Raw genomic sequence first — 26287 nt, 5'->3', positions numbered from 1 at the left:
TAGCCCAATGCCGACGCCAAGGAAAATAGCGGCGAGGCTTGCGGAGAGAAGGAAAGGAAAAAGGCGGCCTTCCCTCCACTGTTGCACCCAGGACACAGTTTCCGGCGAATGATCCTCGCGCATTGATAGTCATTCCTATTAGCGTTAACGGCGCAGTTATTGAGAATGACTTGCATGAGGGAAAGTCTATGAAATCCGCCCGCTCGCTCGCCCTTTGTGGCGTTGCGCTCCTTGCCGTATCGACCGCCGCCACTGCCCGTGCAGAGGATCAGGCCCCGAGCGTTGCTGGCGAAACCGGCGTGGAAGATGGCAGCATCGTCGTCACGGCCGGCGTTACCGGTACCAAGACGGAAACGCCGCTGATCCAGGTCCCGCAGCCGCTCACCGTCATCACCTCCGATACGTTCACCTCGCAGGGCGCCATCTCGATCAGCGACACGGTGAAATATGCCGCCGGCGTCCTGGCCAATCCCTACGGCCGCGATACCCGCGTGGACGGCTTCAACATCCGCGGCATCGATGCGCTGCAGTTCCGCGACGGCATGCGCGACATCTTCAGCTATTACGCCAGCATCACGGCCGATCCCTACAACTTCTCCCGCGTGGAAATCGTGCGCGGCCCGGCATCGGTGCTGTTCGGCCAGGGCTCGATCGGCGGCCTCGTGAACCTGGTCTCCAAGACCCCGGAGTTCAAGACCGGCGGTGAAGTGAACCTCGTCTACGGCAGCTTCGACCGCAAGGAAGCCATGGGCGACGTCAACCTGGCCCTGGCGGACAACCTGGCGATCCGCGCTGTCGGCCGCGTGCGCGATGCCGATACTTACGTCGATCACGTCCCCGACGACCGCGTGATGTTCGCCCCGTCGATCCGCTGGCAGCCCACCCCCGACACCGACATCGTGCTGACCGGCCTCTACCAGGAGGACGATACCGGATCGACTTCGCAGTTCCTGCCCATCGTCGGCACGTTCAGCCCCAACCCGGCGAACCCCACCGGCCGCCTGGGTCGATATACTTTTGTGGGCAAGGCGGGCTGGGATCGCTACGCTGGTCGCACGCTGCAGGGCGGCGGCGCGATCACGCACAAGTTTTCCGACGCTGTCCGCCTCAGCGTCAAGGCCCGCTACATCGACAGCGACCTCGAATACAAGACGCACTACGCCGACAGCTATTCCTATCCGCTCGATCCGTACTCGGTCTATGGCACCGATGGCCGCACCATCGGCCTGACCGCCGATGCCAGCGACGCGCGGATGAACGTCTTCTCGACCGACAACAACCTGCAGTTCACCTTCAACACCGGCGCCAACATCGAACACAAGCTGCTGGTCGGCCTCGACTACAGCTGGAACAAGGTCGGCAAGCGCAATGCCAGCGGCAACGAAGTGGTTGATCTCTACGACATCGACTACGATGCCTTGCTGACCTACGAGCCCACCGGGCCCTTCGCCAATGTCAGCCAGAAGCAGCTTGGCGTCTACGTTCAGGATCAGATCCGCTTCTACGACCGCGTCTCCGTCGTGGTGGGCGCCCGCCGCGACCACGTGACGTCGTCCGCAGGAACCGAGGACAACGCCACGACATTCCGCGCCGGGATCATTGGCGAGATCGGCGCCGGCTTCTCACCCTTCTTCAGCTATACGGAAAGCTTCCTGCCGCTGGCCGGCACGCTGGCCGACAGCACGGGCACGCCCGGCGCGCCCTTCAAGCCCCAGACCGGCAAGCAGTTCGAAGCGGGCGTGAAATGGCAGCCGGAGCCGAGCACGCTCGTGACGATCACGGCCTTCCACATCAAGCAGCGCAACCGCGTCATCTATGGCCCCGGCTCGGCCATCGACCAGTCCGGCGAACTGACCACGAAGGGCGTGGAATTCGAAGCCAGCCATACCCTGCCGGGCAACTTCGAACTGCTGGTGAACTACGGTTACAACCAGCTCAAATCCGAAGTGAACAGCAGCCTCGACTATATGCCCCGCCACACGGCATCGGTATGGTCGACCAAGACCTTCGGCGTCACCGACGACGCCCAGCTGCGCCTCGGCGCCGGCGTGGTCTACAGCGGCAAGAGCATTTCGACCGGACTGATGGACCCTTACGGCCTGAACCCCAGCGTCATTCCTGCCGGTTCGCTCTATTCGGTCGTCACGCCTTCGCGCACCACCGTCGACGCCCTGGCGGAGATCAACTGGGATAGCTGGCGCCTCGCACTCAACGCGACGAACCTGCTCAACAACAAGTACTTCGCCTCCTGCCTGGCGCGTGGCGACTGCTTCGTGGGCGCGCCGCGCAACGTCATGGCGACCCTGGGCTATCGTTTCTGATAGCCTGAGCGCAAAAAACCCGTGCTTCCGCATGATCGGAAGCACGGGGCTTGCAGGATCTGGCGAGTGGCTGCGACTTGAGAGTCGAACATGCCGTTCGCCGAACCTGGACAGCGGGGCGGGCCATGCCCGCCCCGTTTTCCTTACAGGCCGTCGAGGCCCTTGCTGACCAGGATGTTCACCGCAACGCGGCGGTTCTGGGCCTTGCCTTCGGCAGTGTTGTTGTCCGCCAGGGGATCGGCTTCGGACATGCCGGTCGGCGTCAGCATGCGATAGGGCTTCCAGCCGCAAGCCTGCTGCAGGTAGTTGACGACCTTGCCCGCGCGCTTCTCGCTGAGAGCCTGGTTGAAATCGGGGCTGCCCGTGGAGTCGGTGTAGCCGACGACCAGCAGCAGCGCGTTATCCATGCCCTCGGCCGAGCTGGCGGCCGCGCAAAGCTCCTGCTGTGCCTGGGGCGACAGGACGGCCTTGCCGGTGTCGAAGTTCACGTTGGTCGTGCTCTTGACGTTGTACTGGTCGATATCGCCCATGCGGCCGCGCAGGGCTTCGGTGGCAGCCGTCTGCTCGGCAAAGCGCTGGTCGGTGCCGTTATGGATCATCGAGGCGGTCTTCAGATCCTTGTTCTGAAGATTGATCTGGCTGGCGACCAGACCCGCGCCCGACTGCATCGTCTTCACCGTCACCGGCAGGCCGTTGAGCAGCTGGGTGGCGGGCAGCTTGTTGCTCGCCATGCCGAGGAAGCCGCCGCTGGCCTTGATCTTGGTGGCATCGTTGATGGTGATGACCGAATTGGCGCCATCCGCGCTGGTCACCTGCATGCGGGCGCCGCTGCGCGCGGAAATGATGCCCTTTACTTCGGGGCCTTCGGTCATTTCGCCCGCGTCAACCGGGCGATCGCCGTAAACGGTTGCCGAAACGTCGGCCGCAGGCGGTTCCTGTTCCTGCGCCTGGACAGACAGGCTGACCGAGGCAGCGCCGGTCAGCGTGGCGAGCAGCAAGAGAACTTTGGGGCTTTTGGACATGATAGACATCGCGCTACTCCTTCAAACTCGACCAATCGGGCCTGCGTACAGCAGCTTTTCGTCCGACTGCCGGCGGGGCCAAAATGCGCCCTCGGCTGTCGAAGCCCGTCCCTTTAGCTTCGTATGATATGCGGCACGGAGCCTCACCTGAACGCTATGGATCTTCTGGGTGTTCAGATTAACCTTGCGGGCGCATGAACACCCCCGGCATGCCGGGTGGTTGTGCAGGTAATTCGGGCGCGCCGTGCGACGAACCGTTGTCTACAGGGTCGCTCGGGGCATCATGTCTTGTTGAAGGCGCGCAATATAGAACCCGGCGCAGTGGTGATCCCTCGCCGTCAATACACAAAGCAATCGTCTGAGTTCACGGGCAAATTTGCCGCAGCGCTGCGACGGAGCGGCCTTAGCTGTTCGTCCGGGCCTGCGAATCTGTTGCGGCGCTGCCTGCGACAACTTCGAGCCCGAGCGGCCTCCTCTGCCGTCGGCTTTCAGACATGGCGCACATGTCCTTGGATAGGCGTGGTTTTTCGAGCGACCAACGACCGACGACCGGAGCAGCGAAAATGCTGCCGGTCATCGGGTGCGTTCGGTAGCGGGAGTTCAGGCCGAGGCTTCGGTGATGAGCCGGGCCTGCGCCATCGTCAGCTGGGCGATCACGTCGCTCAGCAGATAGACTTCGCGGCCGCGCGTCCAGGGCTGCGCGGAGCGGGGATCGTAGTGCACGGGCAGCGGCACTTCGCGCGCGGCGGCGGCGGTCATGCCGTGCTTGCGCGACACCAGGATGCAGCGCTTCACATGGTCGCGGTGGCCCACGACGGCCACTTTGCCCAGAGCCTGCGCCGTACCCGCCCGGGCGACGGCGGCTTGGGCCACTCCGTCCGTGCTGAGGTAGGTCTTGCGCCCATCCGCGCCCTTCACCGGAAAGATCGCGAAGACATCCTTCATCCGGTACTTCTCGGCCAGGATCTGCGCGATTTCCCACTGCGCGTAGACAGGCACGTCCCGCACTTGCCTGATGGCATGAACGGCATCGGCCAGCATGGCGTTGATCGGACCCGCCTCGGGCGTTTCCTCGCCGTCCGAAAGGCCGGTCCTGGGATCGACCTTGCCCGTGGCCGAGCGGTAGCCGAAGCTGTACGCGACGACACTCTCTGCCTCGCGCACGGGAAAGCTCGGATATTCCCAGCGAAATCCGGCGTCGGCAATATGCGATGCGAGCTGGCGCGCGGTGGCCTCGTCGCCCAGTTCGCCCTGCAGGGTCTGCGCCATCAGCTGTTCGAGGGAGCCGAGATCCGCCCCCCGTGCCCTGCCGGGATCGAGCGCCTGCGCCAATGCGGATGGTGCGGCCAGGAGAGTCGTCGGCGCACCGACAAGAAGCATTCGCCGTGTGGTCATGGCATGGTCCGTGATGGAAGGTGCAAGGAATTCCCGCCGCCATGTCGGTGGCGGCGGGACAGGTCTGCTTGCCGGGTTGGCGTCAGAATTCGAAGTTGACGAAGCCGCCCACCGTGCGCCGGGCATTGGGCGAGGTGTAGTGGAGCAGGCCCAGCACGCCGTACTGCTGCCAGCCAGTGGAGAAGTACTTGTCGAAGAGGTTGCGGGCATAGACGCCCACTTCCACGCGGCTGTTCGGCAAGGTGACGCTGACCCGGCCATTGACGAGGCCATATCCCGGCACGTTCGAATAGGCTGGCTGGCCGACGACGGTCCAGTACTCGCTGCGATAGGCATAGTCCGCGTGAGCGCGCAGTCCCATGCCCGAGCCGAATTCGTGGTCGTAGTCGATCGAAGCGGTGCCCGACCATTCGGGCGAGTTGGTCAGGCGCGTGCCGGTGTAGTTGGTCGTCGCGTTGTAGACGTAGTCGGTGAACTTGGCGTCGGTATACGTCACCGCGCCGGAAAGCTGCAGGCCGCGCATCGGTTGCACGACCAGGCTGCCTTCGATGCCCTGGGTGCGCAGGCCACCGGCATTGCCGATCACCGTGGCGTTGATCAGCCCCCCCGAACCGTCCGGGATCTGCGTCAGGATCGTCGCCTGGAAGTCCTTGAAATCGGACCGGAAGGCATCGAGGTTGAAGCGCAGCCGGCGGCCGAACCATTCGGACTTGATACCCGCTTCCCAGGCCTTGACCGTCTCGTCCGCATAAGGCGCGTACTTGTTGCCGACGAAGGCGATGCCGGCCGGCTTGTAGCCGGTGGAATAGCTGGCATAGACCATGACATTGTCGGCAAGCTGGTACTGCGGCGCGATGCGGAACGAGAAGTTGTCACCCTTCACGCGGCCGAAGTCGAAAGCCGGCGCGGCGCTGGAGGCCACGAAGTTGGGCGTATAGCCCGCGACCGATACCGGGTTGATGGTGACGTAGTCCAGGCTCTGCGAATTGTTGTCATGCGTGTAGCGGGCGCCCAGCGCCAGGCTGAGGCGCGGCGTGAAGTTGAACTTCAGCTGGCCGAAGGCCGCCATGGTCTCGTTCACGGCATCGAACAGCGAGGCATTGCCGTCCTCGCCAATGGCGCCGGTCAGCGCGATTAGCGTCGGCAGCGGCGTGCCGGCGGCATTGTAGAGCGGCTGGCCGCCGGTCGACCACTGGAGCTGGGTCTGGCGGGCATGAAGGCGGTTGTAGAAGGCGCCGACGAGATATTCCACGAAGCCGCCGGTCGGCGAGGCGAGGTGGATTTCCTGGCTGAACTTGTCGGTATCGAGCTGGCCCAGGTTGAAGGGGATATAGGCGTAGCGGTCGTAAGGCGTCAGGCTGGCCGGGGTCGAATTGTCGTAGCCGGTGACGCGGTAGGCCGTGATCGAGGTCAGGTCGTGATCGCCGATCTTGGCATTGGCGCGCAGCGAAGCGCCCCATTCCTCCGTGGTGATCTCACCGAACGAGGAGTCCGCCGTGTCCGCGCTCCGGGGGCCGGGGTAAACGCCCAGTTCGTTGAGGATCGCCGTGACTTCGGCCGGCTGGCCCGAGACCGGAGTACGCACGCTGCTGTCCCAGTGATAGGCATAGTCGCCGGAGACCGTCAGGTTGAAGCTGTCCGAAGGCTCCAGGTAAAGGCGCGCGCGGCCGCCATATTCGTGCTGCGAGCCGACCTTGCGGTTCAGCGTCACGTTGCGGCCGAAGCCGTCGAAGGCCTGGTCGAAGCCCGAGACGCGCAGCGCCGCGATCGGGCCGAGCGGGACGTTGACCGTGCTGTTGAGGATGCGTTCGTCATGCTCGCCGAAGCTGGCGCTGCCGCGCAGCGACCATTCCCCGATCTGCGGCTTGGTGGTCGTCACCGCGATCACGCCCGAAGTGGCGTTCTTGCCGAACAGCGTGCCCTGCGGGCCCATCAGCACATCGACGCGGGCGATGTCCACCAGGCCGGTCAGGCCGTTGGCGCGCTGCCCGTCCATCACCACGTCGTCGACGACCACGCTGACCGACTTGGCGTTCGAGAAGTCGAACGAGGTGCTGCCCACGCCGCGGATCTGGAAGGCCGCGCCCTGGGTCGGGTCATACTGCACGCCGGGCATCGTGTACTGAAGATCGGTGACCGACGTGTAGCCGGTCTTGGCCAAGGCCTCGCCGTCGATCGACTGGATCGCCAGCGGCACTTTCTGGCTGCTTTCGGCGCGGCGCTCGGCCGTCACGGTGATTTCGGGAAGGGCATCGTCCGCGTTCGGGCTCGCCTCTTCGGCATGCGCGGCCAGGGACCAGCACGGCGCCAGCGCGCCGGCGAGAATCGTCGAGAGAAGGTGGATGGTACGCTTGCGCGGGAAAGCAGACATGGGGGCTCCGTCCTGTTGACCGTGGGTCTCAGGACGCGCCTCTAGAACGGCATCATGACTCTTTCAGGACAGCCGTATTGTCTTTTTTTCGATATTTTACGTCATATCAAAACACCTGTACTGCCTTCCGTGAGAAGCCGGACCATATCCGGCCCCGGCAACCAATCCGCTTCCGTGGCCAGGCTGCGCAGGCCGTTGCCGATCGAGGCCACGACCAGCGCCTGGACCCGCGCACGGTCCGAATCCACGGGAACACCCAGCCACCCGGCATATTGGGCATGGACGTTTTCGGCGCGGCGACGGCGCATATCGATGGCGAAGGGCCGAAAACCCGGATCGGTCAGCGCCGCAAGCGCGCACTCGTGCGTCAGGCGGATGATGTCGCCGCTGCCCAGCCTGGCACCGGTGTCCCGGATCTGGCCGCGCAGCCGCAAGTAGACCGCCTCCACCCCCGCGAAGAGAATGTCGCGATGGGTGGGGAAATGGTGGGCCACGCTTGACGTCGCCACGCCCGCGACTTGCGCCACCGCACGGTGGGAAAGCACGCCCACGCCCTGCCCCACGATCAGGTCCGCGATATGCTCGGCGATGGTGCTCTTGGTTCCCTGCTGCGGCAGCGCGCTCTCGTCGAGCGCGGCGGCAGCGGGCACGGCCAGCCGCTCGACGAGGGCCATGTGCCACCGCGACCCGGCCGGGTCGCCGCTGCCCTGCCCGCCGCGCAACATGCCGCGCACCGTGGAATGGCGCAGCAGCCGGTAATCGGTCTCGTCGGACAGGACGATCGAGAAGACCTGCTCATCCAGGCAATAGCAGGCGATGAAGCGCGCCACCCGCTCGCCCTCCGGCGTGGACGGCAGAATGTCGCGCCAGAGCCCCTCGGCCTCTTCGAACAGCAAGGCGATGGCCGGCAGGGCGCTCGGCTCCCGAGCCGCCAACAGGGCCAGTTCGCAAGTGACGATCGCGGAAGTGCGGCGGCCATGCGCGCCCTCGTCCAGCCATTCGCAGACGAGATCGGCCAGTAGCCCCGAGCCGAGCACATCGTGCCCCGCCACGCGCGCGCCCCATTCCCGCCGCGCGCGGGCCATGAGTTCGATCTCCCGGTCAAGCACGGCCGCGATCAGCGCGGCACGATCGCCGATGCGATAGCTGATCGAACCGACGGAAGTCTCGGCTTCCTCGGCAACGGTGCGCAGGCTCATGCCCGAGATCCCGCGCGCCGCCGCCACGCTGCGGGCGGCATCGACGAGGCTGGTGATGTCACGCGGGTTGGAGCGGGTTTTGCGGTCGCCTGGGGATGTCATCCCACCGTGCATATCGCCCGTGGCGGCGCAGTCCAGACGGCGCCGCGTATTTCCGCATGGCGCAAGTGAGAAGGCGGCCGGTCGCGATGTCCGGCCGCCTTCGCGAAGCGGATCAGAACTCGATCGAGGCCGAGGCCTTGAAAGTACGCGGTCCGCCCTGGAGCAGCTGGGTGCCGAACACGGCGAAGGCGGATGCCCAGTACCGCTTGTTGGCCACGTTATCGACGTTGAAACGCAGCGTCAGCGGCCTGTCACCGCCCAGCAGCGCGACATAGCGCGCGCCGAGGTCGAAGCGCGTCCAATCGTTCAGCTCCAGCGTATTGGCCCGGTTCACCGCCTGCTTGCCGGTGTAGACCACGCGTCCGGTCAGGGTGAGCGCGGGAAGGAAGGGCATGTCCCATTCCACGTTGGCGTTCGCCAGCAGGTCCGGCACGCCCACCGCGTCATTGCCCTCATCCACGCCGCCATCGGTACGGCGCAGCTTGGCATCGTTGTACGTGATGCCGCCGATGACGCGCAGGCCGTCGGTCGGCTCGCCGTCCATGGTGAATTCGATGCCGCGGTTTCGCTGCGTGCCGAAGTTGCCGAATTCATAGAGGCCGAGGTTGTCCGCATCGGGACGATAGAAACTGTTCGGCTTGTCGATCTGGAACACCGCCAGCCCGGCATTGAAGCGGCCCAGGTTCACCTTGCCGCCCACTTCGTACTGGACCGACTTGACCGGCGGCAGGACCTGCCCGCCGTTGGACACGGCCACATCGACGCCGTTGATGTTGATCAGGCTCGCAGCCGCAGCGCCCTGAGCGAGGCCTTCGATGCGGTTGCCGTAGAGCGACAGACCCGCGACCGGCTTGACCACCACGCCGACCACCGGCGTGATCGCGTCCTTGTCATACCCTTGGGTTCTGGCGCCATCGCTATAGGCGTAAGATGTCGTCTTGATCTGCTGAAGGCGCAGGCCGCCGGTAACGAGGATGCGATCGTCCCAGAAACCGACCGTATCGGACGCAAAGACGCTGGCCACTCGCGTGCGGCTGATCGGGAACGGATCGTCCAGGTCGCCGCCCGAGAAGGAGGACGCCGGCCGCGCCACCTCGGGGGTATCGTAAAGGTTGGTCGTATAGCTCTGGAAGAAATCGTAGGCGTTACGGTTGACCTGCCAGCTTGCAGCCACCCCGACGTTCACCTCGTGGCTGACGCCGCCGCCGTTCAGCTTGACGCGAAGGCCAGCCGTCGCCGATTCGTTGTTGTCGGTGCGCGGGATCCGCGAGCCACTGCCCGTGGCGGCGCCGGTGGCCGGATCAAGCAAGGTGATCCCGGCCGTGATCTGGTCTTCCTTGCCGTCGCGCGCGCCGAACTTGGCGTAGACCATGGCATTGTCGGACAAGTCGTATTCCGCGCTGAAGGTGCCGAAGAAGTCCGTCGTCTGGATGAGGCTCCAGGGCTGGGAATAATTGGCATCGGCGCCCGGTACGCGCGGAATCACGTCGCCGATCGCGACTTTGGGGCGCCAGTTGGACTGGCGCAGGCGCTGGTAGTTGACGTTGAACATGGCACGCAGCGGGCCGCTGTCGTAATCGACCGTGGCGCCCACGACATAGCTCGAATGGAATTCGTCCTTGATCGCGATGTCGCCGCGGCGCGCCGATCCGTTGACGCGAATGCCCCACTCGCCGTTCTCACCGAAGCGGCGCGCGACATCCACGGCGCCCGAGAAGTGGGAATCGGAAGTATAGCCCACCGTCGCGCGGATCATGTCCCGCTCGGCCTTCTTGGGCATCAGGTTGACGCTGCCGCCGATGCCGCTGCCGCCGGGAGCCGCACCGTTCAGGAAGGCGCTGGCACCATTGATGACCTGCACCGAAGAGAACAGCTCCGGCGCGACGAGCTGGCGCGGGGTGATGCCGTAGAGGCCATCGAAGCCGATGTCGTCCGAATTGAGTTCGAAACCGCGGATGACGAACACTTCCCCGGCAATGCCGAAGCCCAGAGTGGTGCGGATCGTCGGATCGTTCTCCAGCACTTCGCCCAGGGTGTCGGGCTGCTGATTCAGGATCAGTGCCTCGTTATAGGCGCGCAAGTTGAACGGGATGTCTTCCGCCGCCTTGTTCCCCAGCGCGCCGAGGCTGCCGCTGCCGCTGACCTGGGTCTGGTTCATGCGCTGCGCGGAAACGAGAATTTCCGCAGCGCTTTCCGGCGCGGGATCGGCCTCCTGCGCCAGCACCGCCATCGGCGCCAGGGCGCTCACGCCTGCCAGGAGAAGCGCGGAAAAACGAAAGGTCTCGCGATTGTTGATTGTCATGAATTCCACCCTGAATCTTGTTCCCGGGTGCATGACGCATGTGCGAATGAGTTGCAATAACTGAAATATGGCGGTTACACGAAGCGTGCCCGGATGCCTGCCCCGCACTGCAGCATTGGCCGGCAATCTCGATAATGAGGACAGGCTCTTGCGGTTTCCTTTTGGAAGAACCCGGCTTCCGCCGCTGCCGGAGACCTGAGTCCGACGCGAACTCCAGACAGCAAAAAACCCAGCGTTTCCGCTGGGTTTCTAAGCCTCACCCGAAGGTGAAATGGTCGGGGAAAGAGGATTCGAACCTCCGGCCCCTGCCTCCCGAAGACAGTGCTCTACCAGGCTGAGCTATTCCCCGACCGGGTGGGCGTTCCGAAGAGCGCCCGGGGCAGGAGCGCGCCTATATAGGGCGACTCCGGGGGTGGCAAGGGCCCAATCCGATTTTTGTGCGCCATGACCCCGAATGAGCCCGCAAACACCCCTGCCCGCCACCCGAAAACCAAGGAAATTCCAGCAAAAACAGAAATTTCCACAGGCTCGTTTTTCTTGATCCTACCCTGCCGAAGCCATGCGCTTGCGGGTCCTGCTCTTGGTGAAAGGGCACGAATCGCGTGGTTCGCACGGGCGGATACCTCTTTCGGCCAGCCCTCTTGTCGCACCTCCGACGCTCGGGCAGAACGGCGGTGAGGATGCGCGGTCGCCAGGAGTGACGATGCGAAACCTGCCTTTCCGCCTTATCCCGCCAGTCTGCGCCGCCGTTTGCGCCGCCATCTGCTCGGCGCTGTCTGGCCCTGCCTTCGCATCCGGGCAGGAGGCCGTGCTGACGCCCCTTGCGCTCTCCCCCGGCCTCAACGCCGTGCCTGACATTGCCGGCACCGGACAGGAAGGCTCGATCGCGCAGCTCTGGCGGCAGAACAACAAAGTGCGCGGCCAGCACATCTTCCTGGTAAAGGTCGGCGAGATCGCCGCCACGCTGGAAGGCCGCGAGCAAATCATCGACATGCCCCATGTGGGTGACGACGTGATCCGGTCCGTCCGCTTCGCGCGCGGGAATTTTCGCGGCAAGTCCACACTCTATATGCTGATCGCCAGCCGCGATGTCGGCACTTCGCCCTATGAGGCAGCGACCACGCACATACAGTCCTTCGCTCTGGTGCAGGATCATGCGGCTTTCGACTTCGCGCCGGTGCGCAGTTTCGTGGCCGCGCAGAAGTATTGCCATGCCGACGCGGCGCTCCTGGCGGAGCTGAACTTCCCGCTCTCACCCATTTACGCCGGGCGCGTGACGCCGACGGGATGCTGAGGCCAGGCACCGAGCGGTAGCCGAACCCCGTCAGCGGCCTTGCACGAGGCCCGCGGCGACGGGCATTCAGCCGCCGCGAAGCAGTTGCACGCCCCAGTCGCGTTCGAACAGGTAAAGCAACAGGCGAGCCGCTTCCCCGCGCGGCCCGGCCAACCCGCCATCCCGCTCGATCAGCAGGCGCGCGTCGTCATGCGCCAGCGGCAGCAGCTTGGTGATCTGCTCCAGACTGGCGATGCGGAACGGAGTGTCGCCCGACTGCCGCGTGCCGAGCAGTTCGCCGCCGCCGCGCAGCTCGAGGTCTTCCTCCGCCAGCCGGAAGCCGTCCTGAGTTTCGCGCATCAGCGCCAGGCGCTGGCGCGCGGTTTCGCTGAGTTGCTGCCCGCGCAGCAGCAGGCAGGTCGATTTCTCGCTGCCGCGCCCTACCCGTCCGCGCAGCTGGTGCAGCTGGGCAAGACCGAAGCGCTCGGCCTGCTCGATGACCATGAGCGTCGCATTCGGCACGTCGACGCCCACCTCGATCACGGTCGTCGCCACCAGCACCGATGCCGCGCCGCTGGCGAAGCGTTCCATGCCCGCGTCCTTCACATCGGGCTTGAGCTGGCCGTGGACCAGCACCACCTGTTCGCCGAAGCGCTCCTTGAGCACGGCGTAGCGGGCCTCGGCCGCGGCCAGGTCGTCGTTCTCGCTCTCGCTGACCATGGGGCAGACCCAGTAGGCCTGCTGCCCGGTTTCGATATGACGGGCGATGGCCCCGGCCACGTCGTCCATCCGCTCGACGGAGACGACCCGGGTATCGATGGCCTGGCGCCCGGGCGGCAGTTCGTCGAGCTTGGAGACTTCCATCTCGCCATATTGCGCCAGGGTCAGCGTGCGGGGGATCGGCGTGGCCGTCATCGCCAGGGTATGCGGCGTGCGGCGGCCCTTGCGCGCGAGCATGAGCCGCTGGCCGACCCCGAAGCGGTGCTGCTCGTCGATCACCACCAGGGCGAGATTGCGGTAGGACACCGTGTCCTGGAAGATCGCATGAGTGCCGACGATAATGTCGATGGTGCCGCCGACCAGGCCCATGAGAATCGCCTCGCGCGCCTTGCCCTTGTCGCGCCCGGTGAGCAGCGCGATCTCGACGCCGGTGCCCTGGAGCATCCGCTCCAGAGTCTCGTAATGCTGCCGCGCCAGAATCTCGGTCGGCGCCAGCAGGGCCGCCTGCGCGCCCGCTTCCACCGCGATCAGCATGGCGTTGAGCGCCACCACCGTCTTGCCCGCGCCAACGTCCCCCTGAAGCAGGCGTAGCATCGGGGCGTTCTGGGCGATATCGCCCTCGATCTCGTCGATCGAGCGCTTCTGCGCGCCGGTCAGCGCAAAGGGCAGCTTCAGCCTGGCGCGCAGCGAGCCGTCGCCCTTCAGCGGCGTGCCGGATTGCTTCCGATTGCTCTCCCGCACCAGCATCAGCGCCAGCGCATTGGCCAGCAGTTCGTCATAGGCCAGGCGATCGCGGGCCGAGGCATGGATCCCGCGGTGCACTTCGCGCGCGGCGTCGTGCCAGGCCGGCCACTTCATCTTGTCGTAGAGGCTGGTCTCGATCCACTCGGGCAGCTCGGGCAAGACCTTGAGCGCCTGCTGGACAAGACCGGCGACGCGCCCCTGGGTCAGCCCTTCCGACAGCGGATAGACCGCCTCGCAAAGCTGGCCCACCGGCGCGGCACTGTCTTCCGAGACATGTTCGGGATGGACCATCTGGAGCATCTGGCCATACTGGTCGAGCCGGCCGGCCACCCAGCGCGTCTCGCCCACCGGCAATTGCTTGCGGGCGGTGAAGGACGCGCGGCCGAAATAAGTGATGGTGCAGACATTTCCCGCGGCATCCTCGGCCAGGACCCGGAACGGCCCGCGTCCGGCGGGGGAGCGATGCTCGCGCACCGTCAGCTGGACGATCACGTTCTCGCCCACGCTCGCGTCGTCGAGATTGGTGACCGCGCGCCGCTCCACGAAACGGTCGGGCAGATGGTAGATCAGGTCGCGAATACGCGTGAGCCCGAGCTTTTCGAGCGGACGCTTGAGCTTGGGTCCCACGCCGTCGAGGGCATCGGTCTCGGTGAACAGGCAATTCAGTGCTTCGGGCCGCATGGTCAGCCTCTTAGCGCGAGAACGGCTCCGTTCGCCAGACCGATGGGGAACGGATTTGCGGACAGCCACGTTGCTTTCGATGTCCCCCCCACCAGCATAGGAGAAATGCATGCTTCTTCCGCACGGAACCGTGTTCGCGATCGTCGACGGTGAAAACTTCGAACTTTATCGCAACTCGGGGCGCGAAGCCGCACCCAGGCTCACCTCGCTGGAGACCCCGGACCTCGAACCGACCAACTTCAGCGCGGGGTTCCGCCGCCATGATGCCCAGAAGCGCCATCAGGCGCGTACCGGCGACGGCAGCAACGACGCCCTGGACGAAAGCGCCCACGCCGCCGCCGTGGCCGGCTGGCTCAACCAGCAGGTGCTGGACCGGGAGATCGATCAACTGGTGATCGTCGCCGATCCCCGCTCGCTGGGCGAGATGCGGCGCCATTATCACAAGGAACTGAAGGGCGCTCTGCTGACCGAAGTGCCCAAGACGATGACCGGCCGCCCGAGCGAAGAGATCATCAAGGTGTTCCAGCGCTAAGCGCGCCGACAGACCCGACGGCGCCTGCCGGGAGGATCGCGAGAGATCCCGGCGGGCGCCGCTCGTTCGTTCCTCAAGGCCAAGGTTGCCCCGCCGAACCTTGCCCCAACCGGCGCGGCGCGGTAACGGCGCGGATATGACCGAACTTTCGCCTCAAGCCGCAGCGCGTCTCGCCAAACTGAAGTTTCGCGCCTGGCATCGCGGCACGCGCGAGGCCGACTACATGATCGGCTGCTACTTCGACCGGTTTCACGCCGAATGGTCCGGCAGCGATCTCGACCTCTTCGAAAAGATGATCGAGGAAGAGGACGTGGACATCATGGCCTGGGCGCTCGGCACCCTGTCGATCCCCGAAGAATATCGCGGCCCGCTCATGGACCGCATGATGAAGCTCGATTACGTCGACATTCCGCGTTGATGCCGTGCCCCCTCGGCACGCTCGGAACGCGGCATGAGCAGAGAATGACGCAAACTCTCGGACCCGCTCAGCCTGAGCTTGTCGAAGGCCCAACAACGACCAGATGACCGACTTCCAACGTATTCTCGCGGCGACTTCGCCCCTGACCCTCGCCTCGGTGACGCGGGGGGCACAGCCGCTGGTCATGGCGGATCTTGCCCGCGCCGCGGCAAGCAAGGCCGGAAACGGCCGCGCGGTCTTCATCGCCGACAACGAAAGCGCCATGCGCGCCGTGGCCGATGCCGCGCAGTTCTTCGCGCCGGAACTGGACGTCGTCGAATTCCCGGCCTGGGACTGCCTGCCCTACGACCGCGCCAGCCCTGCGCTCTCGGTCAGCGCGCGCCGCCTGGCCGCGTTGCACCGGCTTCAGCAGAAGCGCTCCGGCCCGCAGCTTCTGGTCACGACCGCCAATGCCGTGCTGCAGCGGGTGCTCACGCCGTTCCGCATCCGCGAATCGGTGCGCCTGCTCAAGCCCAATCTCGACATCGGCCACGAGAGCCTGATCGCGTTGCTGCGCCGCCAGGGCTACCAGCGCAGCGATACCGCCATCGACGCCGGCGAATTCGCCGTGCGTGGCTCGATCTTCGACATCGTCCCTTCGGGGCTGGATGGCGGCCTGCGCCTCGACTTCTTCGGTGACGAGCTGGAAACGCTGCGCCTGTTCGACACCGGCACCCAGCGCACGACCGGATCGGTGCAAGAACACCTCCTTCTCCCCGCGAGCGAGGCGCTGATCGACGACGACAGCGTCAAGCGCTTCCGCGCCCGCTACCGCGAGATGTTCGGCGCCAATGCCACGGCCGACCCGCTCTACCAGGCCGTCAGCGACGGCCGCCGCCTTGCCGGCATGGAGCACTGGCTGCCGCTGTTCGAGGATCGCCTGGTCACGGTGTTCGATCACCTTGCGGACGATGACCTGCTGGTGATCGACAGCTCCGCCCTGGGCGCCACGGACGAGCGCTTCAACGACATCGCGGACTATCACAAGGCCCGCCTCGAAACCTCGGGGCAGAAGGCGGGATCCTACCGCCCGCTGGCGACCGACGCGCTCTATCTCGCGCGCGAGGAATTCGAGCAGGCCGTCGCTGCCTTCCCGGTTCACCGCGCCGATCCTTTCGCGCAGCCCGAATCGAAAACGGTCATCGACTTCGGCTTCGGCAATGCCCGCGACTTCACGCCCGAACGGGCGCGCGGCGACAATGCCTACGAAGCCGCCGCCAGGCACTTGCACGCCGTCGCCAAGACCGGCCGCAAGGCGATCCTGGCCGCCTATTCCACCGGCAGCCGCGCCCGCCTCGTCTCGATCCTGGGCGAAGCGCAAGGCCCGGAACCGCGGCTCGCCGATACCTGGCAGGAAGCGCTCGGCCTGGCGGTTCAGGGGCGTAGCGCCGCGCTGGTGCTGCCGCTGGAAACCGGCTTTTCCAACGATACCGTCGAAGTCGTCACCGAGCAGGACATTCTCGGCGACCGCCTGGTCCGCCGGAAGAAAAAGAAGAAGGATTCGGACGCCTTCCTCGCCGAACTGGCGGCACTGACGCCGGGTGACCTGATCGTCCACATGGACCACGGCATCGGCCGCTACGAAGGGCTCCAGTCGATCCCGGTCGGCCAGTCGCCCCACGACTGCGTGATGCTGACTTACGCAGGCGGCGACAAGCTCTACATCCCGGTCGAAAACCTCGACGTTCTCTCGCGCTATGGCAGCGAGGCGGAAGGCGTCGCGCTGGACAAGCTGGGCGGCGAGGCATGGCAGAAACGCCGCGCCAAGCTGAAGGAGCGCATCCGCGAGATCGCGGGCGAACTGATGAAGACCGCCGCCGAGCGCGCCCTTCGCGTCGCGCCCGCGCTGCTACCCGAAAAGTCCTCCTACGATCAGTTCGTGGACCGGTTCCCCTGGCAGGAAACCGAGGACCAGGAACACGCCATCGACGACGTGCTGGGCGACCTTGCCGAGGGCAAGCCGATGGACCGCCTGGTCTGCGGCGACGTGGGCTTCGGCAAGACCGAAGTGGCCCTGCGCGCCGCTTTCGTTGCGGCCATGGCCGGCCAGCAGGTCGCGGTGGTCGCGCCGACCACCCTGCTCGCGCGCCAGCACTATTCAAGCTTTGCCGAGCGCTTCAACGGCTTTCCGCTGGAAGTGGGCCGTCTCTCGCGCCTCGTTCCTGAAAAGGAAGCCAAGGCAACGCGCGACGGGCTCTCCGCCGGCACTATGGATGTCGTCTGCGGCACGCATGCGATCCTGTCGAAAACGGTCAATTTCAAGCGCCTCGGCCTCGTCATCGTCGACGAGGAACAGCGCTTCGGCGTGAACCACAAGGAGCGGCTGAAGCAGCTTCGCACCGACGTTCACGTCCTGACGCTCACCGCCACGCCGATCCCGCGCACCTTGCAGATGGCAATGAGCGGCCTACGCGAACTCTCGACCATCCAGACCCCGCCGGTCGACCGCCTGGCGGTGCGCACTTACGTGATGGAATGGGACGAGATGGTGATGCGCGAGGCCCTGCTGCGCGAACACCATCGCGGCGGCCAGAGCTTCATCGTCGTGCCCCGCATCACCGACATGGCCGAAGTCGAGGAATGGCTGGCCAAGAACGTGCCCGAGGTGAAGGTCATCTCCGCCCACGGCCAGATGAGCGCGGGTGAAGTGGAAGAGCGCATGAGCGCCTTCTACGAAGGCAAGTACGAGGTCCTGCTCTCGACCACCATCGTCGAGAGCGGCATCGACATTCCGCGCGCCAACACGATCATCATCCACCGCGCCGACCGCTTCGGCCTGGCCCAGCTCTACCAGTTGCGCGGCCGCGTGGGCCGATCCAAGCTCCGCGCTTATGCCTACCTGACGACCCCTGCCGGCAATGCTCTTTCCGAAGTGGCCGAAAAGCGGCTCAAGGTCCTGAGCGACCTCGATTCCCTGGGCGCCGGCTTCCAGCTGGCCAGCCACGACCTGGACATTCGCGGCGCCGGCAACCTCCTGGGCGACGAGCAGTCGGGCCATATCCGCGAGGTGGGCTTCGAACTCTACCAGTCGATGCTGGAAGACGCGATCCTGGCCGCCCGCGCAGGCGGGGTGGGCCTGGAGAAGGATACCTCCGGCCTGTCCCCGCAGATCACGGTGGAAGCGCCGATCATGATCCCAGAGGAATACGTCCCGGATCTGGCCGTGCGCATGGCGCTCTATCGCCGCCTCAACGATGCGGACAGCAAGGACGAGATCGAATCGCTCTCGGCCGAGATGATCGACCGCTTCGGCCCCCTGCCCTCGGCGACCTCGAATCTCATCAAGCTCATCCAGATCAAGCGTCAGGCGATCGAGGCGCATATCGCCAAGATCGACGTCGGCCCGCGCGGCACTCTCGTCAGCTTCCACAACGACAGCTTCCCGAACCCGGCTGGCCTCATCGCCTATGCCGAGCGCCTCCAGGGCACCGTCAAGCTCCGTCCGGACAACAAGCTGGTCCTGCAGCGCGCCTGGGGCGATCCGAAAAGCCGCCTGAACGGCCTGCTGCAACTGACCAAGGGCCTGGCCTCGGTCGCCCGCAAGGGCTGAACCGACAACGACACCGCGCCTCCACGCCCGTCATCCTGAAACCAGTTCGGGATGACGGACGTGCGCGGATCCCCCCGGACAAGCCGAGGCCGCTGACGCGCCGATCTACATCAACGGCACCCTGATCCGCGCGATCAGCCCGCCGCAGGGCGACGTAGCGAAGGACAGGTCACCCCCGAAACGCATCATCAGCCGGTGCGCGGTGGGGATGCCCAGGCCGAAGCCCGGCGTATCGCGGGTACGCGCCTCGTCGAGCCGGAAGAACGGCGTCAGCACGTCCTGGAAATGACCGGGCGGAATGCCGGGGCCGGTGTCCTCCACTTCGATGAGCCAGTCCGCGCCTTCGCGGCGGATCGCGACCTCGGCCCGGCCCCCGAAGTGGATCGCGTTCTCGACCAGCGCGCCTGTCGCCAGGGCCAGCGGCTGGGGGAAGCTCTCGACCACGACTTTGTCCGCGCCGGACAGTCGCGCACGATCTTCATAAGGCGCGATCACCGCCCGCACCAATTCGCCCAGATCGACCGGTTCGGCCTCGGCAGACATGTGCTGCGCCCTCAGGTATCCCTGGAGCGAGGCCAGAAGGCCTTCCATCTCATCAATGCTGGCCTGCATGATCTCGGAGATCTCGGGATCGTCGATGAGATCGGTGGCGATCTGCTGGCGTGAGAGCGGTGTGCGCAAGTCGTGGCTGATCGCTTCGAACGACCGCGCCTGGTCTTCGAGCAGGCGGGCGATCCGCTCCTGCATGACATTCATCGAATGGGCGAGATTGCGAAGGTCCTCCGGCCCGCTCTCGCGGATCTCCACCCGCTGGCCGTGGCCGATGGCGTCGGCGGCCTGCGTCAGGCGGCGCAGCGGATTGGTCAGGAGCCTGAGGGCGATCAGACCGATGGCGATACAGGCCAGCGCCGTGCAGAACATCAGCGCGCTGGCCCGCAGCGCTATGGGCCACATCGAAGTGATGTCGCGCGAGCGGAAATTCAGCCACTTGCCGTCGTCGAGGCGGATCGACCCGATCAGGTCGCTCTTGCCGCCGCTGGCATCGGCCGTGGCGAGATTGAGCGGACGCGAGGCGAGCGAGGGTTCCCATTCGATCACCTGCCCGGCGATCTTGTGCAGCGTATCCGAATCCATCATCGCACGAACCGCCGGTTCGGGCGAGAACTCCGCCTTGAGATGTCCGGTCGTCATGATCGGTGCCGCCAGATTCGGTTCGAGCGAATGAATGCGGTCGCTGACGACGATGAGTTCCGCAATTCGCCGCGCATGGTCGGCGCGCAGGGTCTGCCGGTCGATCGCCTGGTAGAACAGCAGGCTGCCGATCAACTGGACGATGCCAAGCCCCAGAAAGACGACGGCAGCTAGGACCGCCAGGCGCGGGATGCTGATTCGGACCACGTTTCCTCTCGCAGGATGCCCGATTGTCATTCGCGATCTAGCGGGGGCGCCCATAACCAGCGCTCTCACCGGATGCGCCGTTCGTCAATGCGAAGTGGAGTTGGGAAACGTTTTGACACTTGCGGCCTTGCCGCAAACCCTTGCTCAAATGCATGTAAGGTGCAGAGCGACTTGCTTTCTTCCTCCGGTCCGGAGGGAAGAAAGAAGTGGCTCCCCGAGTAGGATTCGAACCTACGGCCATTCGATTAACAGTCGAATGCTCTACCGCTGAGCTATCGGGGAGCAGCCTGTCAGTGTTACCACCGCCGGGCAGGAGTGCGCCTATAAAAGGGGTATTCGGGGTTGGCAAGCACTCTGTAATGAAAATGTCGAGAAAACTTTTCCACAGGTCGATACCCGCGGTCAGACCTGGAACTGCTCCGCGAAGATGCGTTCTTCCAGCGTGAAGCCCGGGTCGAACAGCAGGGTCAGCTCCTTCTCCGCATTGGCGACGATGCGCACGGTCTTCACGTCGCGGACTTCCTTCTGGTCGGCCACGGCGGCGACGGGCCGCTTGCCGGGCTCGCGGATACGGAATTCCACTTCGGCGCTCTCGGGAAGGATCGCGCCTTTCCAGCGGCGGGGGCGGAAGGGGCTGAGCGGGGTCAACGCCAGCATCCGCGAACCCAGCGGCAGGATCGGCCCATTGGCCGACAGGTTGTAGGCCGTGGACCCGACCGGCGTGGCCACGAGCACGCCGTCGCCGACAAGCTCCTCCATCCGCACTTTGCCGTTGATCGTCACTTCCAGCTTCGCCGTCTGGCGCGTCTCGCGCAGCAGCGAGACCTCGTTGATCGCGTAATAGACGAAGCTGCGGCCATCGTGGCTGGTGGCATGCATCTGCAACGGCCGCACCGGCACGGCATGCGCCTCGGCAATGCGATCGGCGATCGGCACCCCGTCGTGCGGGCCGTTCATCAGGAAGCCCACCGTCCCGAGGTTCATGCCGTAGACGGGCTTTATCACATCGCGGTCGAGCATTTCATGCAGGACATGCAGCAGGAAGCCGTCGCCGCCCACCACCACCAGCACCTCGGCCTCTGCCGGATCGACCCAGGCGTGCGCACGCCGAAGCTCCGCCGCGCCATATTGGGCCTTGGCGCTGTCCGATACGATCAGTCCCAGCGTGGGTACGTCAGCCATTGAAATCCCCGGCGTAAAGCGGCGCTCGCACCGAAAGGGAGGCCCGTTCCGAAGAATGCATCGGCGCCCGTCTCATTTTGAAGCCCTTTTCATGCCGCGGACCTTTCGAATTTTGCATCGTTTGGCAAGGCCTTTGGCTATAGCACTCGCGATGGGCGAACGACGCAAGGGGCTGCCGCGAGGCCATGCCCGCCGGCTTGAAGACAGACTGACCGGGATTCCCGGCCTCGAAGCCGTGCGCGAACGCATCGCCGGGTGGCGCAGCGACGCCGAAAGCGCGCCGCAACATGCCCATGTCCATGCCATGCTGGTGGCGCTGCGGCGGCTCGACACGATCAACATGGCCTACGGCGCCGAAGCGGGCGACGGCGCCCTTGAGGAAGTCGCCGGCCGCATTGCCCATTTCGCGGGCGAGGAACTCGACGGACCCTGGCTGGTGGCCCGCGCCGGCGGTGGCTCCTTCGTGCTCGTCGCCAACGAGGCCTGCAGCCGCGAGCGCTGGCACCTCGTGGCCGACCAGCTGGCCGACGCGATTGCCCGCCCGATCGCGCTGCCTACCGGCGTGCTGCGCCTTTCGCCGCGCATCGCCCTGATTCGCGCCCTCACCGGGGAAAGCGTCGATTCGATGCTGGACCGGCTCGGCCATGCGCTGACAGGCCTGCAGGACCAGTCCGCCACGCGGCTGGGCTGGGCGGACGGCGAAGTCACCGTGCCGGGCCGATCGGCCGCGCAGCTCGAAGCGGACCTCCTGGGCGCCATCGACGGTGACGAGATCGAGATCCTGTTCCAGCCGCAGTTCAGCCTGGTGGACGAATCGCTCACCGGCGCCGAGGCCCTCGCCCGCTGGAATCACCCCGTCCTCGGCCGCATCGGCGCGGGCGCCCTCTTCGCGATTGCCGAGCGCGCCGACCACATCGGCCCGCTCTCGCGCCACATCGCCGCCAAGGCGATGGCGGCGGCGGGGCAGTGGCCGGGCGACTTGCGCCTTTCGATCAATGTCACCCCGGCCGACCTCGCCTTCGGCACGTATGTGCGCCAGATGCTGGACCTCGTGCGCGAGAGCGGTTTTCCGCCGCGCCGACTGACGCTGGAGATCACCGAGCAATCGCTCATCAGCGACATTACCCAGACCGCGCAGATGATGGCGGAATTCTCCTCGCAGGGCATTCGCATCGCCCTGGACGACTTCGGCGCGGGGTTCTGCAACTTCCGCTATCTCAAGGTCCTGCCGATCCACTATCTCAAGCTGGACCGCACGATGATCGAAGGCGTCGCCACCGACCGCCGCGACGTGGCGGTGCTGCGCGCGATCGTCGCCATGGCGCGGGCGCTGGACCTCGAAGTCATTGCCGAGGGCATCGAGGAAGAAGAACAGCGCGTCGTCGCCGCGCGCGAGGGCTGCGCCTATTACCAGGGCTTCCTGCGCGCCCAGCCGATGTCGGTGGCGATGTTCGCCAAGCTGGCGCGGGTCGGCGGCGAGAAGCCGAAGGACTGACGGGGGTCGGGGTGCGAGTTCGGCATTCCGTCCCCTCTCGTTCGTTAGCCGCCTTCCCCTCCTTTCGTCATTGCGAGCGTAGCGAAGCAATCCAGAGCCGCGCAGAGCCGCCCTGGATTGCTTCGCTACGCTCGCAATGAGGAGGGGGGATAATTGCGAGAGGGACTTGGATAACCGCGAGCGGTTTGGATAACCGCGAGCGGCTGTTGCAACGGCGAAGATGACAAACCCATCGCGCTAAACCGAAGCCGCTAGATCAACCTTCACAGCAAAACGCGCGCTTTCAGCCTTTCTGAAAGCGCGCGTGGCTTTGCCCGCGGTCCCGGATCAAGTCCGGGACGACAGTTTCCTTTAACTCTACCCGTTACGCCAAGGCGCCGTGGCAGTGCTTGTACTTCTGGCCCGAACCGCAGGGGCACGGCGCGTTGCGGCTGATCGGCAGGTCCGCATAGGGGTTTTCTCCCGCGGCACCCGCACCGACATTGGCCTGCGGGCTGCCTGCCAGCGAGCCGAACAGTTCCGGCATGAAGGCCGAGCCATCGCCATCGTTCGAATTGTCGAGGCCGGTCAGCGGATCGATGTGGCCGGTCAGGAAGTCCGGGAGTTCCGGCAGTCCGGCAGGTTCCGGAATGCGCAGTTCGCTCACCGAGAGAATGCGCGTCACGTCTTCGCGGATCTGGTCGAGCAGGCGTTCGAACAGGCTGAAGGCCTCGGTCTTGTACTCGTTGATCGGGGTCTTCTGGGCATAGGCGCGCAGGAACACCACCTGACGCAGCGCGTCGAGGGTGGAAAGGTGCTCCTTCCAGTAGTGATCGAGCCGGTCGAGCAGGATCGACTTCTCGACCTGGCGCCAGATCGCGGGATCGTCCTGCGACATCTTGGCGGCCATGTGCTCGTTGGCCATGGCGGCGATGCGCTCTTCGACCACTTCGGGATCGATGCCGTTTTCCTCGATCCAATCCTCGATCGGCACGTCCACCGCCAGGATATCCAGCGCCCGCGCCTTGAGTTCCGGCAGGTTCCAGTGCTCGGGATAGGAGCCGGCCGGGCAGGTGTCGGCGACGATGGCGTTGACGGTGTCGTTGCGCATGTCGACCACGACTTCGTCGACCGTTTCCGAATCCATGATGTCGGCGCGCTGCTCGTAGATGACCTTGCGCTGGTCGTTCATCACGTCATCGTATTCAACGACCTGCTTGCGGACTTCGTAGTTGCGCGCCTCGACCTTCTTCTGCGCGGTCTCGATCGCCTTGGACAGCCACTTCGAACCGATCGCCTCGCCATCGGCCAGGTTGCTGTTCATCATCTTGGCGAAGAGCGTGTCCGGGCCGAAGATGCGCAGGAGGTCGTCCTCCAGGCAGAGATAGAACTTCGAAAGGCCCGGATCACCCTGACGGCCCGAACGGCCGCGCAGCTGGTTGTCGATGCGGCGGCTTTCGTGGCGCTCGGTGCCGATCACGCAGAGGCCGCCGGCTTCGAGCACCAGGCGCTTCTGCTCGGCCACTTCCAGCTTGATGCGCGCGATCGCCTCGTTGCGCTCCGGCCCCTCGGGCATGTCGCGCAGCTCGTCCTCGACGCGGAACTCGACGTTGCCGCCCAGCTGGATGTCGGTGCCGCGGCCCGCCATGTTGGTGGCGATCGTCACGGCGCCCAGCGAACCCGCCTGCGCGACGATATGCGCTTCCATCTCGTGGAAACGCGCGTTCAACACCGAGTGCTTGACGCCTTCCTTGTTGAGGAAGTCCGACAGCAGTTCCGACTTCTCGATCGACACGGTGCCGACGAGCACCGGCTGGCCGGTTTCGTAGCGCTCACGGATGAGCTTGGCGATGGCGCCGAACTTGTCGTGCGTGTTCTTGTAGAACTCGTCTTCCTCGTCGACGCGCTGCACCGGCACGTTGGTCGGGATGGTGACGACGTTCATCTTGTAGATGTCGTAGAATTCCGGCGCTTCGGTGGCGGCCGTGCCGGTCATGCCCGAAAGCTTGGGATACATGCGGAAGTAGTTCTGGAAGGTGATCGAGGCGAGCGTCTGGTTCTCGGGCTCGATGCGGACGCCTTCCTTGGCTTCCACGGCCTGGTGCAGGCCGTTCGACCAGCGGCGGCCATCCATCATGCGCCCGGTGAACTCGTCGATGATGACGACTTTGCCGTCCTTGACGATGTAGTCGATGTCGCGCTTGAACATGACCACGCCCTTGAGGCTCTGGTCGAGGTGGTGGACCACCTGGGTGTTCTCGACGTCGTAGAGGTTCGATCCCACCAGCAGACCGGCGGCTTCGAGCATGCGCTCGGCCTTCTCGACGCCGTCCTCGGTCAGATTGATGTTCTTGGTCTTCTCGTCCATCTCGTAGTCTTCGGGGACGAACTGCTTAACGACCGCGTCGACCTGCATGTAAAGTTCCGACTTGTCGTCGGTCGGGCCCGAGATGATGAGCGGGGTGCGCGCCTCGTCGATGAGGATGGAGTCCACTTCGTCGACGATCGCGAAGTTGAAGGGGCGCTGCACCATCTGGCTGCGCTCGTGCTTCATGTTGTCGCGCAGGTAATCGAAGCCGAATTCGTTGTTGGTGCCGTAAGTGATGTCGGCGCCATAGGCTTCGCGGCGTTCGTACTCGTTGAGGTTCGGCACGATCACGCCGATGGTGAGGCCGAGGAAGTTGTGGAGCTTGCCCATCTGCTCGGCATCGCGGCGGGCGAGGTAGTCGTTGACGGTGACGATGTGGACGCCCTTGCCCTCAAGCGCATTGAGGTAAGTGGCGGTGGTGGCCACCAGGGTCTTGCCCTCACCCGTGCGCATTTCGGCGATCTCGCCGCGGTGGAGCACCATGCCGCCGATCATCTGCACGTCGAAATGGCGCATGCCGAACACGCGCTTCGAGGCTTCGCGCACGGTGGCGAAAGCTTCGGGCATGATCTGGTCGAGCGTGCTGCCATTGGCCAGCATTTCGCGGAACTTGGCGGTCTGCCCGGCCAGTTCCTCGTCGCTCATGGCCTCGAAAGCGGGTTCGAAGGCGTTGATCTGGGCGACGATCTTGTCGAGCGACTTGACGTAGCGTTCGTTGGACGAACCGAAAATGGACTTGGCGATGGCGCCGAACATGGCGGAGATCCCTGTTTTTCGTGAATGCGTATGTCGGATAAGCGCGCCTGCGTAGCGCGCAGGCACGGGAAAGGTTTCGCAAAAGAGCGAATGGGCAGCGCGCTTATTCGCGCGCGCGGTCTATCCCGGTCAGAACCGCGGGGATCATGCGCGAAACCGGCGCGGCCACCAGCGGCGGCGCATGACGGCGGGTATTGCGCAATCCGGGTTCGGGAAGCTGGGCAAGGGCGACCGGGGCACGCGGCGCCTTGGCGGCGACGGCGGCTTCGGTCAGCACGACCTGCAGGCTCGCCACCTGCGAAGCGCGCGCTTCGGCAGGGCCGATCTGCGCGGCAAAACCCGTCAACAGGGCCAGCAGGGTCAAGAGCAGGCGATTTGCCATGGCGGACCAGATAGGGGGCGCTTGACCCCGTGTCCACACAAGAGAGCGCCGCGCCCCA

General features: G+C 65.2%; 16 protein-coding genes and 2 tRNA genes. 6 read left to right on the top strand and 12 right to left on the bottom strand.

Annotated elements, in window-relative coordinates; genetic code table 11:
- Positions 1-188: 188 nt before the first annotated feature.
- Positions 189-2321, top strand: coding sequence for a TonB-dependent siderophore receptor (locus ACZ1J6_RS09315; RefSeq protein WP_132262132.1), 2133 nt, complete (start codon positions 189-191; stop codon positions 2319-2321).
- A 143-nt stretch (positions 2322-2464) separates the two neighbouring features.
- Here the strand turns inward: ACZ1J6_RS09315 and ACZ1J6_RS09310 are convergent, their stop codons facing one another.
- The 6 genes from ACZ1J6_RS09310 to ACZ1J6_RS09285 form a co-directional block, all read right to left on the bottom strand.
- Positions 2465-3352 carry an OmpA family protein gene (locus ACZ1J6_RS09310; RefSeq protein WP_431568429.1) on the bottom strand — a complete coding sequence of 296 codons (888 nt, stop codon included), beginning with the start codon at positions 3350-3352 and terminating at the stop codon, positions 2465-2467.
- A 591-nt stretch (positions 3353-3943) separates the two neighbouring features.
- Positions 3944-4738, bottom strand: a complete 795-nt coding sequence (locus tag ACZ1J6_RS09305) for a hypothetical protein (RefSeq protein ID WP_465128058.1) — start codon at positions 4736-4738, stop codon at positions 3944-3946.
- A gap of 82 nt (positions 4739-4820) precedes the next feature.
- Positions 4821-7109, bottom strand: a complete 2289-nt coding sequence (locus ACZ1J6_RS09300) for a TonB-dependent receptor (protein ID WP_431568427.1) — start codon at positions 7107-7109, stop codon at positions 4821-4823.
- 101 nt (positions 7110-7210) lie between these two features.
- Positions 7211-8410 (bottom strand): TetR family transcriptional regulator, encoded by a 1200-nt coding sequence (locus ACZ1J6_RS09295; protein WP_431568426.1) that lies wholly within the window; start codon positions 8408-8410, stop codon positions 7211-7213.
- A gap of 112 nt (positions 8411-8522) precedes the next feature.
- Positions 8523-10712 carry a TonB-dependent receptor gene (locus tag ACZ1J6_RS09290; RefSeq protein ID WP_431568425.1) on the bottom strand — a complete coding sequence of 730 codons (2190 nt, stop codon included), beginning with the start codon at positions 10710-10712 and terminating at the stop codon, positions 8523-8525.
- Positions 10713-10984: 272 nt separating this feature from the next.
- Positions 10985-11061 (bottom strand) — tRNA-Pro (locus tag ACZ1J6_RS09285).
- A 354-nt stretch (positions 11062-11415) separates the two neighbouring features.
- Between ACZ1J6_RS09285 and ACZ1J6_RS09280 the strand changes: the two genes are divergently transcribed.
- Entirely contained in the window at positions 11416-12006 is a 591-nt protein-coding gene (locus ACZ1J6_RS09280) for a hypothetical protein (RefSeq protein WP_431568372.1), read from the top strand.
- Between the two features lie 66 nt (positions 12007-12072).
- Here the strand turns inward: ACZ1J6_RS09280 and recG are convergent, their stop codons facing one another.
- Positions 12073-14130 (bottom strand): ATP-dependent DNA helicase RecG, encoded by a 2058-nt coding sequence (recG, locus tag ACZ1J6_RS09275; protein ID WP_431568371.1) that lies wholly within the window; start codon positions 14128-14130, stop codon positions 12073-12075.
- Positions 14131-14239: 109 nt separating this feature from the next.
- Here recG and ACZ1J6_RS09270 point away from each other — a divergent pair, with 109 nt between their 5' ends.
- From ACZ1J6_RS09270 to mfd, 3 genes are all read left to right on the top strand, one after another.
- Positions 14240-14662, top strand: a complete 423-nt coding sequence (locus ACZ1J6_RS09270) for a host attachment protein (RefSeq protein ID WP_132262118.1) — start codon at positions 14240-14242, stop codon at positions 14660-14662.
- Positions 14663-14798: 136 nt separating this feature from the next.
- Positions 14799-15080, top strand: a complete 282-nt coding sequence (locus tag ACZ1J6_RS09265) for an FAD assembly factor SdhE (protein ID WP_132262116.1) — start codon at positions 14799-14801, stop codon at positions 15078-15080.
- A gap of 103 nt (positions 15081-15183) precedes the next feature.
- The gene (mfd, locus tag ACZ1J6_RS09260) at positions 15184-18669 is read left to right on the top strand and encodes a transcription-repair coupling factor (protein ID WP_431568370.1); all 3486 of its coding nucleotides are present in this window, start codon (positions 15184-15186) and stop codon (positions 18667-18669) included.
- Positions 18670-18774: 105 nt separating this feature from the next.
- Here the strand turns inward: mfd and ACZ1J6_RS09255 are convergent, their stop codons facing one another.
- The 3 genes from ACZ1J6_RS09255 to ACZ1J6_RS09245 all read right to left on the bottom strand — a co-directional run bounded on the left by ACZ1J6_RS09255 (position 18775) and on the right by ACZ1J6_RS09245 (position 21249).
- Entirely contained in the window at positions 18775-20067 is a 1293-nt protein-coding gene (locus tag ACZ1J6_RS09255) for a sensor histidine kinase (RefSeq protein ID WP_243654035.1), read from the bottom strand.
- A gap of 207 nt (positions 20068-20274) precedes the next feature.
- Positions 20275-20349: transfer RNA gene (locus tag ACZ1J6_RS09250), tRNA-Asn, on the bottom strand.
- Between the two features lie 120 nt (positions 20350-20469).
- A complete protein-coding gene (locus tag ACZ1J6_RS09245; protein ID WP_134094980.1) occupies positions 20470-21249 on the bottom strand; it encodes an NAD kinase in 780 nt (259 codons plus the stop codon).
- Positions 21250-21400: 151 nt separating this feature from the next.
- On the opposite strand from ACZ1J6_RS09245, the gene ACZ1J6_RS09240 reads away from it, so the two are divergent.
- On the top strand, positions 21401-22744 hold the full coding sequence (locus ACZ1J6_RS09240; protein ID WP_132264038.1) for a GGDEF domain-containing phosphodiesterase: 1344 nt from the start codon (positions 21401-21403) through the stop codon (positions 22742-22744).
- Between the two features lie 364 nt (positions 22745-23108).
- Here the strand turns inward: ACZ1J6_RS09240 and secA are convergent, their stop codons facing one another.
- Together secA and ACZ1J6_RS09230 are read right to left on the bottom strand one after the other, a co-directional pair.
- Entirely contained in the window at positions 23109-25847 is a 2739-nt protein-coding gene (secA, locus tag ACZ1J6_RS09235; protein WP_314463445.1) for a preprotein translocase subunit SecA, read from the bottom strand.
- A gap of 103 nt (positions 25848-25950) precedes the next feature.
- Entirely contained in the window at positions 25951-26229 is a 279-nt protein-coding gene (locus tag ACZ1J6_RS09230; RefSeq protein WP_132262108.1) for a hypothetical protein, read from the bottom strand.
- Between the last annotated feature and the right edge of the window lie 58 nt (positions 26230-26287).

This window comes from Novosphingobium sp. BL-S-21, from assembly GCF_055521655.1.
Note: the sequence above shows the minus strand (reverse complement) of the source record. Positions and strands in the feature narration are given on the sequence as shown.